Source organism: Phycicoccus ginsengisoli (assembly GCF_054779295.1).
In genome coordinates, this window is the sequence record NZ_BAAGYN010000004.1 from 44,194 (window position 1) to 57,049 (window position 12,856).

At 74.0% G+C, this 12,856-nt stretch carries 11 protein-coding genes; 4 read left to right on the forward strand and 7 right to left on the reverse strand.

What is annotated here, in order from left to right; all coding sequences use genetic code 11:
- Positions 1-20: 20 nt before the first annotated feature.
- From purL to purS, 3 genes are read right to left on the reverse strand one after another with little or no spacing between them, the layout of a single operon-like run.
- The gene (purL, locus tag ACYVDO_RS07580; RefSeq protein ID WP_460934381.1) at positions 21-2,342 is read right to left on the reverse strand and encodes a phosphoribosylformylglycinamidine synthase subunit PurL; all 2,322 of its coding nucleotides are present in this window, start codon (positions 2,340-2,342) and stop codon (positions 21-23) included.
- Positions 2,339-3,010 (reverse strand): phosphoribosylformylglycinamidine synthase subunit PurQ, encoded by a 672-nt coding sequence (gene purQ / locus ACYVDO_RS07585; protein WP_460934383.1) that lies wholly within the window; start codon positions 3,008-3,010, stop codon positions 2,339-2,341. The genes purL and purQ overlap by 4 nt, the downstream gene beginning before the upstream one ends.
- Entirely contained in the window at positions 3,007-3,276 is a 270-nt protein-coding gene (gene purS / locus ACYVDO_RS07590) for a phosphoribosylformylglycinamidine synthase subunit PurS (RefSeq protein ID WP_460934385.1), read from the reverse strand. The genes purQ and purS overlap by 4 nt, the downstream gene beginning before the upstream one ends.
- A gap of 196 nt (positions 3,277-3,472) precedes the next feature.
- On the opposite strand from purS, the gene ACYVDO_RS07595 reads away from it, so the two are divergent.
- The 3 genes from ACYVDO_RS07595 (at position 3,473) to ACYVDO_RS07605 (ending at position 6,838) form a co-directional block, all read left to right on the forward strand.
- A complete protein-coding gene (locus ACYVDO_RS07595; RefSeq protein WP_460934387.1) occupies positions 3,473-4,291 on the forward strand; it encodes a histidine phosphatase family protein in 819 nt (272 codons plus the stop codon).
- Complete coding sequence (locus tag ACYVDO_RS07600) at positions 4,284-5,210, forward strand: NAD(P)H-hydrate dehydratase (protein WP_460934389.1); 927 nt, start codon at positions 4,284-4,286, stop codon at positions 5,208-5,210. Before ACYVDO_RS07595 ends, ACYVDO_RS07600 begins: the two co-directional genes overlap by 8 nt.
- Positions 5,211-5,440: 230 nt before the next feature.
- Complete coding sequence (locus ACYVDO_RS07605; protein ID WP_460934391.1) at positions 5,441-6,838, forward strand: HNH endonuclease signature motif containing protein; 1,398 nt, start codon at positions 5,441-5,443, stop codon at positions 6,836-6,838.
- Positions 6,839-6,927: 89 nt separating this feature from the next.
- Here the strand turns inward: ACYVDO_RS07605 and ACYVDO_RS07610 are convergent, their stop codons facing one another.
- The 3 genes from ACYVDO_RS07610 to ACYVDO_RS07620 are packed head-to-tail and all read right to left on the reverse strand — an operon-like array spanning position 6,928 to position 9,698.
- Positions 6,928-7,839 (reverse strand): phosphoribosylaminoimidazolesuccinocarboxamide synthase, encoded by a 912-nt coding sequence (locus tag ACYVDO_RS07610; RefSeq protein WP_460934393.1) that lies wholly within the window; start codon positions 7,837-7,839, stop codon positions 6,928-6,930.
- Positions 7,840-7,866: 27 nt separating this feature from the next.
- Entirely contained in the window at positions 7,867-9,183 is a 1,317-nt protein-coding gene (locus ACYVDO_RS07615) for a hypothetical protein (protein ID WP_460934395.1), read from the reverse strand.
- Positions 9,184-9,188: 5 nt separating this feature from the next.
- Positions 9,189-9,698 (reverse strand): SigE family RNA polymerase sigma factor, encoded by a 510-nt coding sequence (locus tag ACYVDO_RS07620; RefSeq protein ID WP_460934397.1) that lies wholly within the window; start codon positions 9,696-9,698, stop codon positions 9,189-9,191.
- 128 nt (positions 9,699-9,826) lie between these two features.
- Between ACYVDO_RS07620 and ACYVDO_RS07625 the strand changes: the two genes are divergently transcribed.
- A complete protein-coding gene (locus ACYVDO_RS07625; protein WP_460934399.1) occupies positions 9,827-11,260 on the forward strand; it encodes an MFS transporter in 1,434 nt (477 codons plus the stop codon).
- A 71-nt stretch (positions 11,261-11,331) separates the two neighbouring features.
- On the opposite strand, the gene purD is transcribed toward ACYVDO_RS07625, so the two are convergent.
- Entirely contained in the window at positions 11,332-12,615 is a 1,284-nt protein-coding gene (purD, locus tag ACYVDO_RS07630; RefSeq protein ID WP_460934401.1) for a phosphoribosylamine--glycine ligase, read from the reverse strand.
- Between the last annotated feature and the right edge of the window lie 241 nt (positions 12,616-12,856).

The following is a 12,856-nucleotide window of genomic DNA, read 5'->3' on the forward strand; positions in this document are numbered from 1 at the left end:
TCCACCCCGATGGAGGGATGTTAGCGACCGAAGACCGCCGGGAGGGTGCCGGCGTGCGCATCCCGGAGCGCAGCGCAGGAAACGCTGAACTGACCCTGGACGTCGAGGCCGTCGGTCTGGTCGTCGACGACGCCGATCCGGGCGTGCACCTGGCCGCGCGCGGTGCACATGTCGGTGAACCGCACCTCCTCCGAACGCGGCACGGCCACGACCGCCCGCGCCGTCGACTCGCTGAAGAGGGCCGTGAAGGCATCGATGCCGTCACGCTCGCAGACCGCGTCGAGCCAGATGCGCGCGCCGACGCCGTGGCGCAGCGTGGCCTCCGCGAGCGCGATGGCGAGGCCACCGTCGGAGAGGTCGTGCGCCGCGTCGACGAGCCCGTCCCGGCTGGCGTTGACGAGGATCTCGCCGAGCAGCTGCTCCGCGGCCAGGTCGACCACGGGCGGGTGGCCGCCGAGGTGGCCGTGGACGACGTGCGCCCACTCACCGCCGTCGAGCTCGTCGCGGGTCGTGCCGAGCAGGTAGATGACCTGTCCGGGTGTCTTCCAGCCGCTGGGGGTGCGGCGCGTGACGTCGTCCATGACACCCAGGACGCCGATGACGGGCGTCGGGTGGATCGCGACGTCGCCGGTCTGGTTGTAGAAGCTGACGTTGCCGCCGGTGACCGGGATGCCCAGCGCCTTGCAGCCCTCGGCGATGCCCTTGACGGCCTCGCGGAACTGCCACATCACGCCCGGGTCCTCCGGCGAGCCGAAGTTGAGGCAGTCGGTGACGGCCAGAGGGGTCGCCCCTGCCGTCGCGACGTTGCGGTAGGACTCCGCGAGCGCGAGCTGCGCCCCGGCATACGGGTCGAGCTTGGCGAACCGGCCGTTGCAGTCGGTGGACACGGCGACGCCGCGCCCCGTCTCCTCGTCGACGCGGACGACTCCAGCGTCGTCGGGCATCGCGAGCGCGGTGTTGCCGAGGACGTAGCGGTCGTACTGGTCGGTGACCCAGGACTTGTCGCAGAGGTTCGGCGACGCGAGCAGGGTGAGCAGGTCGGCCGCGATGGCCTCACCCGTGGCGGGCTTCGGCAGCGTGCCGGCGCCGTTGTCCTGCAACGCGTCGAGGTACGCCGGCCGCTCGAGCGGGCGGTGGTAGGTCGGGCCCTCGTGGGCGACCGAGCGCGGCGGGACGTCGACGACGACCTCGCCGTGCCAGGTGATGACCAGGTGGTCGCCGTCGGTGACCTCGCCGATGACGGTCGCCTCGACGTCCCAGCGCTCGCAGATGGCCATGAACTCGTCGAGCTTGGCGCCGGGCTCGACGACGGCCATCATCCGCTCCTGGCTCTCCGACATGAGGATCTCCTCGGGCCGGAGGCTGGCGTCGCGCAGCGGGACGAGGTCGAGCTCGACCTGCATGCCGCCGTCACCGTTGGACGCGAGCTCGCTGGTGGCGCAGGACAGCCCGGCACCGCCCAGGTCCTGGATGCCGTCGACGACACCAGCCTTGTAGAGGTCGAGGCAGCACTCGATGAGCACCTTCTCGGCGAACGGGTCGCCGACCTGGACGGCGGGGCGCTTGGTGGGGCCGCCCTCGTCGAAGGTCTCGGACGCGAGGACCGAGACGCCACCGATGCCGTCGCCGCCGGTCTTGGCGCCGAAGAGGATGACCTTGTTGCCGACGCCGGAGGCCTTGGCCAGGTGGATGTCCTCGACCCGCATGGCGCCGACGCACAGGGCGTTGACGAGCGGGTTGCCCTGGTAGCAGTCGTCGAAGACCACCTCGCCACCGATGTTCGGCAGTCCAATGCAGTTGCCGTAGCCGCCGACGCCCGCGACGACACCGGGCAGCACGCGCTGGGTGTCGGGGTGGTGCAGGTTGCCGAACCGGAGCGGGTCCATGACGGCGATCGGACGGGCACCCATCGACATGATGTCGCGGATGATGCCGCCGACGCCGGTCGCGGCGCCCTGGTAGGGCTCGACGTAGGACGGGTGGTTGTGCGACTCGACCTTGAAGGTCACCGCCCAGCCGTCGCCGATGTCGACGACCCCGGCGTTCTCACCGATGCCGACGAGGAGCTTCTCGCGCATCTCGTCGGTGGTGTTCTCGCCCCAGAGCGAGAAGTGGACCTTGGAGGACTTGTACGAGCAGTGCTCGGACCACATGACCGAGTACATCGCCAGCTCGGCGCTGGTGGGGCGCCGGCCGACGATCTCGCGAATGTTGGCGTACTCGTCGGGCTTGAGGCCGAGCTCGGCCCACGGCTGCTCGACCTCGGGGGTCTGCGCGGCGTGCTCGACGGTGTCGACGTGCGGGCGGTCGGTGGCTTGGCCGGTGGTGGTCCTGGCGCTCATGCGTTGACAACCTGCTTGAGGATCGAGGTGAAGAAGGGCAGGCCGTCGAGGCTGGGACCGAAGCCCTCCTCGACGCAGTGCTCGGGGTGGGGCATGAGGCCGACGACGTTGCCGCGCGCGTTGGTGATGCCGGCGATGGCGCGGTACGAGCCGTTCGGGTTGTCCCCGGCATACCGGAAGGCCACACGGCCCTCGCCCTCGAGCTCGTCGAGCGTGCGCTCGTCGGCGACGAACCCGCCCTCGCCGTTCTTGAGGACGATCGTGATCTCCTGGCGCTGCTCGAAGTCGGAGGTCCAGGCCGTCTGCGCGTTCTCGACCCGCAGCGTCGTGTCCACGCAGTTGAACTTGCGGTGGTCGTTGCGGATCAGCGCCCCGGGCAGCAGGTGCGACTCGGTGAGCACCTGGAAGCCGTTGCAGATGCCGAGCACCGGCAGGCCGCCCTGCGCGGCCGGCACGAGCCGGTCCATGACGGGGGCGAAGCGGGCGATCGCGCCGCAGCGCAGGTAGTCCCCGTAGGAGAACCCGCCGGGGAGGATGACGGCGTCGACGCCCCTGAGGTCGGCGTCGCCGTGCCAGAGGCTGACCGGCTCGCCACCGACGGCGCGCACCGCCCGGGCGGCGTCACGGTCGTCGAGCGACCCCGGGAAGGTGACGACCCCGACCTTCACCGGCCTGCGTCCTGGTCCTCGTCCAGGGCCCGGACCGAGACGACGTCCTCGATCACCGGGTTGGAGAGCAGCTTCTCCGCTGCCTCCCGCGCGGCGGCGAGGTGCTCGTCCGTGACGTCACCGTTGACGGTGAGCACGAAGCGCTTGCCCTGCCGCACGTCGGTGAACTGGTCGAAGCCGAGTCGGGGCAGTGCCCCGCCGACGGCCTGGCCCTGGGGGTCGAGGATCTCTGGCTTCAACATGACGTCGATGACGACGTGGCCCATTCGGGTGTCTCCTGGGACGGGGGGAGGGTGCCGGGGGCGAGTCTATCCGCGCCGCGGACCGGGTATGCCGCGCGGTCCGCCCGGTGAGCGACGCCCGGCGTCCACGCGGGTTGAGCACCCGGGACCACGCGGGGCGAGTGAGCACGCGGCATCCGGGGTAGGAGGCATCCACGACGTCCCCGAGGAGAGGCAACCCATGCCCAGAGGAGCCCTGGTCACCACGTCCCGCTGGCCGAGCGAGCTGGTGCTCGTCAGGCACGGGGAGAGCCTCGGCAACCTCGCCGACGCGCAGGCGCGTGAGCGCGGCGCGGACCGGCTCGAGCTCGAGCTGCGCGACGCCGACGTGCCCCTCTCCGACACCGGCAAGGAGCAGGCGGACGCCGTCGGGCGGCTCCTGGCCGAGCTCGGCGCGGACGACCGGCCGGACGTGGTCGTGTCCTCGCCGTACCGGCGAGCGGCCGAGACGGCCGAACGGGCGCTGGCGAACGCGTCCCGCTCGGGCGAGGGCGCGTCCGGGGTGGCCGGCCCCGACGACCTCGTCGTGGACGAGCGGCTGCGCGAGCGCGACCTCGGGGCGTTCGACCGGCTGACGTGGCGCGGCATCGAGGCGGAGTACGCGGCGGAGGCGCAGCGCCGCAGCCACGTCGGGAAGTTCTACTACCAGCCGCCGTCGGGCGAGAGCTGGTGCGACGTCACCCTGCGGGTCCGCTCGATCCTGGCCGACCTGCGCGAGGGGTACGAGGGCCGTCGGGTCTGGTTGTTCACGCACCAGGCCGTGCTCATGTCCTTCCGGTACGTGCTCGAGGACCTGACCGAGGCCGAGCTGCTCGACATCGACAAGCGGGAGCGGCTGCCGAACTGCTCGGTGACGAGGTACCGGGGTGGCGAGCGCGCCATGGAGCTCGTGGCGTTCGCCGACACCGACGCCGTCGACCGGTTCGGGGCCGAGCACACGGAGGAGCCGAGCAAGGTCGAACGCGGCGAGGCTGTCGCGGGGGTGGACCGAGATGGTTGACCGGGCCGGGGACCCCACGAACGGCCACGACACCACCGGGCCCGCTGAGCGGGTCACCGCCACGCTCCTGCGGCAGTGGCCGCTGCCCGCGCCCGGCGGCGACAAGGAGTCCCGCGGCCGGGTGCTCGTCGTCGGGGGTACGGCCAGCACGCCGGGTGCGGTCCTCCTGGCCGGCGAGGCGGTGCTGCGCGCGGGTGGCGGGAAGCTGCAGGTGGCCAGCGCCCACGAGGTCGCCGCCGCCCTCGCGGTCGCGGTCCCCGAGGCGCTCGTGCACCCGTTGCCCACCGACGCCGGCGGATCACTCACGCCGGAGGCCGCCGACGAGCTGCTGGAGCTGGCAGAGGGGGCCGACGCGGTGCTGGTGGGGTCCGGCTTCTCCGACGTGGACGCGACGCTGGCGCTGCTGCACGCGCTGGTCCCGCGGCTCGAGGCGCCGCTCGTCCTCGACGCGGTCGCCTCCGCATACCTGGGCAAGGGAGGGGGCGACGTGCACCACCTGGGCCACGGCTGCGTGCTGAGCGCCAACATGGACGAGGTGGCCCTGACGCTCGGTGTCCCGGTGGAGGACGTGAATGGCGACCCGGCGGGGGCGGCGAGGGCCCTGGCCTCGCGCAGCGGGGCGGTCGTGCTCTGCGGCGGGGCGACCAAGACGGTCGCGGCCCCGGACGGACGCGTGTGGTGGACCGATGCGGGCGGGCCGGGACTGGGCGTCTCGGGCTCCGGCGACGTGCAGGCGGGCATCGTGGCGGGGCTGCTGGGCCGAGGGGCGGAGCCGGAGCAGGCGGCGACCTGGGGTTCCTACCTGCACGGCCGGGCCGGGGACGAGCTCGCCGAGCGGATCGGCACGGTCGGCTTCCTGGCACGGGAGGTGCCGGCGGTCGTGCCCTCGCTGCTGCACGAGCTGACCACCCAGGGCTGACGCCGCCGCGCGCCCCTGACGCCCGGACGTCCGTCGCCCGGTCAGCTCCAGCCCCCGCTCCCCACTTGTTGCCATCTGGTGGTCACAACCGGCGGGATCAGGCGTCAGGACGACGGCGAGGTGGCAACAAGTGGGAGGTTGTGGCGGTCGCTGGAACCCTTTGTGCGCCAACGACATCCTCGTCATACATCGGCGTCTGGACTGTCGGTGGTCGCCCCTAGGGTTGGTTCATGGCGATCGCACCGGACGACTGGGCACTGCAGGGGCCGGACCCCGCGACGCGCCCCGTCCTGGGTGCGGTCACGGCAGCCGTCGAGGTGCTCTCGCGCTCGACGCCGGAGCGGATCTGGGCGCTGAACGAGGGCGAGGTCGCCGAGGTCGTGCGGTTGCTCGGGGTGCTGTCCGCCAGCGTCGACGCCCACCTCGTGACGGCGCTCGCGGAGGCCGGCCGACGGGGCCTAGGATCGGGGGACGGCTGGGACCGGCTGGACTGGGCCCGGGCGCACGCCCCGCTCGTCCGCGAGCGAGCCCTCGCGGAAGCCCAGACGGTGGCCGAGGCGGCGGACGACCTCCGACTCGGCGACGTCGTGGCAGGGGCGACGCGGGCGGCGAGCGTGGACCGCAGCGGCGAGGGACTCGAGAGCGCGGTGCCGCTGGCCAAGGCCGCCCAGCTGGTGCGCTTCCACCGGTCCTTCCGTGGCATGGCCGACGCACGGGTGCTCGACGCGGTGACCACCGAACTGCTCGACGGCGCCAGCGGACCCGGCGGCCTGCCAGAGAAGGTGCTGGCCGTAGCGGTGCGGCAGACGAGCGACCTGCTGCGACCCGACAGGCTCGTCGAGCACGACGCGGCCGTGCGTCGGGCCCACCGCTCATTGGTGAAGGGCTCGGGGCCGATGGGTCTGTCGCGCTACACGCTGCTGCTCGACGAGGAGGGCGCCGCCGTCGTCGACGCCGCGGTCGACGCGTTGGCCAAGCCCTCGCGCGACGAGGAGACCGGCGAGATGGACACGCGCACTCCGGCGGCACGTCGGGCCGACGCCCTGGTCGACCTGGTCCTGCGGGCGGTCGAGGCACCGGACGGCGTACCGCGTCAGGCCAAGGCGAGTCTGGTGGTGACCGTGGGCCTCGACGTCCTCGCGGGCCGGTGCCGGGGTTCGGGCCTCACCACTGCCGGCGACCTGCTCACGGCCGGCACGGTGCGCCGGCTCGCCTGCGACGCCGAGGTCGTCCCGGTGGTGCTCGGCTCGCGCGGCGAGGTGCTCGACCAGGGCCGGGCCAAGCGGTTGTTCAAGCGGGGCCAGATCCGGCACCTGTGGATGCGCGATCGCGGGTGCAGCTTCCCCGGCTGCTCGAAGCCGGCCGCCTGGACCGACGCCCACCACCTCGTCCACTGGGCCGACGGTGGGTCCAGCGACATCACGAACGCGGCGCTGCTGTGCCGGGCCCACCACACCGTGGTCCACCAGGGTCGGTACGCCGGGGCGGTCGTCGACCGTGGGCACGGACCACAGGTCGAGTGGGACCTCACCTACGGCTCGTACGACGACCGGCTCGAGGCGCTCCGCCGTGCCGGGCTCGTCCCCCGGTGGCCGCAGCACGACGGTGACGACCCGCCCCTGCCATGACCCCGCCCCGCACCCCGCCCACCCGGACGGGGGCGCAGGCATGCTCGGGGAGCAGCCCACCGCGGAGTCACCGCCCGGTCAGGTGCGGGTCAGGCGGTGAAGGTGCGGCCGGTGAGCCGCTCGTACGCCTCGACGTACTTCGCGCGGGTGCGCTCCAGCACGTCGTCCGGCAGGGGCGGCGGCGCCTCGCCCGAGGCCGTGTCCCAGCCACTGGCCGGCGACATCAGCCACTCGCGGACGAACTCCTTGTCGAAGGACGGCTGGGTGTGCCCCGGCTCCCACTGGTCGGCCGGCCAGAACCGGGAGGAGTCCGGGGTGAGCACCTCGTCGGCGAGGACGAGTTCGTCACCGTCGAGGCCGAACTCGACCTTGGTGTCGGCGATGAGGATCCCCCGCCCAGCGGCGATCTCGTTGCCCCGGGCCAGGATCCGCGTGGTCAGGTCGCGCGCCCGCGCGGCGAGGCCCGGGCCCACGGCCGCCTCCACGTCGGCATACGGCATGGGCTCGTCGTGCTGGCCCTCCGGCGCCTTCGTCGAGGGGGTGAACACCGGCTCTGGCAGTCGCGACCCGTCGACGAGGCCCGCGGGGAGCCGGACGCCGCTCACGTGGCCGTCCGCCTGGTACTCGCGCAGGCCGCCGCCGGTGAGGTAGGCCCGCGCCACGCACTCGACCGGCAGCATCTCGAGCCGGCGCACGAGAACGGCCCGGCCGGCGACCTGCGCCGGGACGTCGGTGGAGACGACATGGTTGGGTACCAGGTCCTCGAGCTGCTCGAACCACCACAGCGAGAGCTGCGTCAGCACGGCCCCCTTGTCGGGCACGGGCGTCTGCAGGATGAAGTCGAAGGCCGACAGCCGGTCGCTCGCGACGAGCAGCAGCTGGTCGTCGCGAGCAGCCCCGGTCGCGGCGTCCACCGGTGCGTAGAGGTCGCGCACCTTGCCGGAGTAGACGTGGACGTAGCCGGGCAGCGCCGGCGGGGACTCGAGCCGGGAGGACGTCATGGCGACATCCTCCCAGCCCGGCGTCCGTCAGCGCGGCCCCGTCCCCGTGGCGGACCCGCTCGTGCCCACGGCGCCCTGCTCGGACGTCGACGCCTGTGCCGCCCGCCGCACCGCGTCGGTTCCGTAGAGACGTGTCAGGAGGTCGGCGACGTTGGCCTCGGTCCACCACGCGGGTGCCCTGACGTCGTCCGAGGTCTCGGAGTACGAGCCGCCGACCGGCCCCTGGTTCGCGGCGTTGAGCACGAGCTCGACGGCCGGTCGCGACCCCGTCGAAGGCAGCCGGTAGCTCTCGACCAGGTTGCCGCCGCCGTTCGCCGTCAGCCTGCCCGCCTGGCCGGGAATGCCCGGCAGGGAGACGGGGTCGGGCCCGTACGGAAGCCCGCTCCCGACCTTCGGTTCCGTCGTCGTGGGCGCGATGACCACCGAGAGGTGGACGTCCTGCAGGCCGGGCACGGAGCTCACCTTCTGCTGGATCACGACGGTGCCGGGCTCGGACGCGTCGGCCGCCTCCGTGCCGACGGTCGCCGTGGAGTGGGCCACCCGGCGGGACCACTCGGCCACGACGGACACGCACGACTCCGGCCTGGCGACGCAGCCCGCCGTGCCTGGCGGCGGCGTCGCGGTGTCGACACCCCAGACCAGATGGGCCACGGCCACGTCCGTGAGGGCGTTCGGCAGGGAGGCCGCTCCTGCGCTGTTGACCGCGGTCACGAGGACCGTCAGCACCGGCCGCCCCGCATCCGCAGGCACGGTCCAGGCCGTCCAGCGGCGCTCGCCGCCGAGCGGCCCACCCGTCCGGGTGAACCGGGCGGCAGGGGGCAGGGCCCCTCCCGTCGTGCCGACGTCGGCACCACGGACGCCCGCACCGTCGGGGACGACCTCGCGGTCCGAGAGGGTCACTGCCACCTCGAGTCGCTGGCCTTTCACCTCGGGGTCGGCACCGGACGCCCGGAAGGACCACGTCGACGCGGACGGCGAGCCCGCGACCGGTCCGCGCACGAACCGCGCCCCGGCCGGCAGGTCGACCCCCAGCTCGGTCCTCGCCCACTGCCGGACCAGCGGAGCGCACGGCTCCGGGGTGCCCCCGCACCCGACCAGGCCGGAGCGCACGCTGCCCGCCGGCACCGCAGCCCCCCGCTCGGGGCGCAGTGCCTGTACCCCCAGGCCAGCGCCCACGGCCAGGGCCACGGCGAGCATCGCCGCACCGGCGACCGCCCCGCGGCGGCGACGCACCCGACGACGGCCCCCGCCGACCAGGTCGTCCACCGAGAACGGCGCCGGCCGGAGCTCCTCCTCGTACTGCCGCAGGAACCCCTCGGGCACCCGCTCCATCGTGTCGTCCATTCCCATCACTTCCTCGGTCCCGCAACGGTTTCCAGCGAGGAGCGCAGCGCGCGCAACCCGTCGCTGGTCGTGCTCTTGACGGTGCCCTCGGAGCAGCCCATGAGCCGCGCGACCTCGGCCACGGACAGGTCCTCCAGGTGCCGCAGCACGACGGCCATCCGCTGCCGCTCGGGCAGACGGGACAGCGCGTCGTGCAGGTCGAGGCGCTGCTCGACGCGCTCCGTCTGCGCGGCCGCGACCACGTCGTGCCCGGCGTCCGCCGTGGACCGCTCCCGCTGCCACCAATGACGACGTTGCTCGGAGACGAGCGAGCGCACCAGCGTGGTGCGGGCGTAGGCCAGGGGGTCGTCGACGCCGTGGACGCGCGGCCACACGGCATACAGCTTCTCCAGCGTGGTCTGCACCAGGTCGTCGGCCCGGTGCGGGTCCCGACACGTGGCGAGCGCGATGCGACGCAGGCGTGGGATCGCGGTCGCCGCGAACGCCCGGAACTCGTCCTCGAGGTCTGTCCTCACTGCACCTCCCCTTCCGGTGCGAGGAGACGCGGTGGGGTCCCGGTCCGGTTGGGTCACCCTGCCAGATGCCCGGGGAGCCGACCCCGCGGCTTGACTTCAAGTGGACTTGACCTTCGAGACTGGCCGGCATGCCCAGCGCCCTCCCGGACACGCGACCCTCCCTGCTCTCCCGCGCGCACCTGCCCTTCGCCGTGGGAGCCGTCGCGCTGGTCACGCTGGGAGCGTTCGAGAACCGTGCGGTGTCCACGGTCCTCCCCACGGTGGCTCGCGACCTCGACGGCCTGTGGCTCTTCGGCGCGGCGAACGCCGCCCCCCTGGTGACCTTCGTCGTCGCCACCACCGTCGCCGGGCTGTGGAGCGACCGGAGCGGACCACGGCCGGTCCTGCTCGCGGGGATGGCCTCGTTCGTGGCCGGGCAGCTGCTCTGCGGCCTCGCGCCCACGATGCCGGCCTTCGTCGGCGGCCGGCTGCTCGCCGGGCTCGCCGAGGGCCTCTTCGACGTGGGGCTCACCGTGCTCGTCGCCCGGGCGCTCCCGGCGTCGTTGCGGCCCAAGGTTTTCGCGACGTTCGCCGCAGCCTGGGTGCTGCCGTCGCTCCTCGGCCCGTCGATCGCCGGCGTCATCGCCGAGCAGGTCGGCTGGCGTGCCGTGTTCCTCGTCGGGGTCGCGCTGCTCGGCCCGGTGGCGGCGCTGCTGCGACCCGCGCTGTGGGCTCCTCGGGCCGGCGCCCCGGCGGGACCGGACGACGGCTCCGCGGGTGAGCCCGCCACCATCGGGCCGTCCGGACCCGCCCCCGCCCGTGCGGCGGCGTGGGCGGTCGTCGCCGCAGCCGGCCTTGCCGCGCTCACCGCAGGGGGCTCCCTGCTGCCCCGCGGCGGGGTCGACACCCCGATGGGCGGCCTGCTGCTCCTTGCGGGGGCGCTCGCCCTGGTGCCGTCGCTGCGGGCGATCCTGCCCACCGGGACACTGAGGGGGGCACCCGGCATACCGGCGCTCACCGCCGCCCGCGGCCTGCTGGGCGCCGCCTTCGGGACGACGGCCGGCCTGCTCCCGCTCATGCTGACGGAGGTGCACGGCTACAGGCCGGCGGGCGCGGGCCTGAGCCTGACCATCACCGGGCTGTTCTGGGCCCTGGGCTCCCAGCTGCAGGGCCTGCGGGCGGTGCAGGACGGGACGTCGGTCGCGCTGCGGCTGCGCGCCGGCTTCGCGCTGCTCACGGCGGGGCTCGCCGGACCGGTCCTGCTGTCGCTCGAGGTGGTGCCCGCCTGGCTCGGCCTCGGCGCGTGGGCGGTCGCCGGTGTCGGGATCGGCATCACGTCGCCGGTGATCAGCACCCACGTGCTCGCCCTGTCGACGGAGGCCGACCAGGGGCGCAACTCGGCCGCGTCGTTCCTCGCCCCGTCGGTCACCCAGGCGGTCGCCTTCGCGGCGTCCGGGGCGGCGATCGCGTGGCAGGCCGACTCCCTCACGGGCGGGCTGTTCGCGGTCGTGATGGGCGGGTCCGTCGCCGCCGGCGTCGGTGGCCTGGCCCTCGCGGGCCGGGCGGCGGGGGACCGCCGGTAGCGCCCTCGCGGGGCAACCAGGCTGCCGGGCAGCCGGGCGGCCGGGCGGCCGGGCAGGTGGCCCGGCGGTCCTCAGCCGACGTGCAGCTCGTCGCGCTCGGCGGCCAGGGCGATGTCGGTGCGGTGGTGGGAGCCCTCGAGCCCGATCCGGCCCACCGCGTCGTAGACACGCGAGCGCGCCTGGCTGAGGCTCTCGCCCAGCGCGACGACGGACAGGACCCGTCCGCCGGCCGACACGAGGGTGCCGTCGGCGTCGCGGCCGGTCCCGGCGTGCAGGACGTATGCCGTGGGCACGTCCTCGACGTCCTCGATGCCGGTGACGGGGTCCCCGGTCCGCGGGGTGCCGGGGTAGTCGGCAGCCGCCACGACCACGGTGACCGCGTGCTCGCTGGACCAGGTCAGGGTGCCGACCGAGTCCAGGGTGCCCGTGGCGGCGGCGTGCAGCAGGCCACCGAGCGGGGTGGTGAGGCGGGCCAGGACGACCTGGGTCTCGGGATCGCCGAAGCGAGCGTTGAACTCGATGACCCGCGGCCCCCGGGCGGTCAGGGCCAGCCCGACGAACAGCACGCCCACGAAGGGAGTCCCCCGTCGGGCCATCTCCTGGACCGTCGGCTCGGCGATCCGGGTCACGACCTCGTCGACGAGCGCCGCGGGCGCCCAGTCGAGCGGCGAGTACGCGCCCATGCCGCCGGTATTCGGTCCCTCGTCCCCGTCACCGACCCGCTTGAAGTCCTGCGCAGGCGCCAGCGGCAGCACGGCGCGCCCGTCGCTGATGCAGAAGAGAGAGACCTCGGGCCCGTCGAGGAACTCCTCGACGACGACCCGGCTGCCCTCCTTGGCCAGGCAGGCGCGGGCGTGCTCGAGGGCCTGGTCCCGGTCGTCCGTGACGACCACGCCCTTGCCCGCGGCGAGGCCGTCATCCTTGACGACGTGCGGCGCCCCCATCGCGTCGAGGGCGTCGGCGACCTCCGCCTCGGACGTGCAGACACGGGCCAGCCCCGTGGGCACCTCGGCCGCCGCCATCACCTCCTTGGCGAACGCCTTGCTCCCCTCGAGGCGGGCCGCCTGCGCCGACGGCCCGAACACCGCGAACCCGGCCTCCCTCAGGACGTCCGCGACCCCCGCGACCAGGGGTGCCTCCGGCCCCACCACGACGAGGTCCACCGCGTGCCGGCGGGCGACCTCGACCACGGCATCGGCGTCGGTGACGCCACCGGGCAGCTCCTCGCAGAGGGCCACGGCGTCCATCCCCGGGTTGCCCGGGGCGACGACCACCGCGTCGACGGCCGGGTCGGCGCCGAGCGCCCTGACGATGGCGTGCTCGCGAGCACCGGACCCGACGACGAGAACCTTCACGGTGGTCAGCGTAGAGGGCCGGTCGGCCGGGCCGGGAACGAGGAAAGCGCGGCGTCCCGGGGAGGCAGGGGGGACATTCTCCCGGGGACGCCGCGCAGCCGACGTGCGGTCACCTGGCGGGGGAACCTGCAACCGGGCACGTGGGTCGACAGAGTCGACTGACTCAAGAGTGGACCATGGACGGCGGGCAGGTAAAGCCCGAACCTGTCGGACTTGCGCCATTGACGGATACACGCCACCG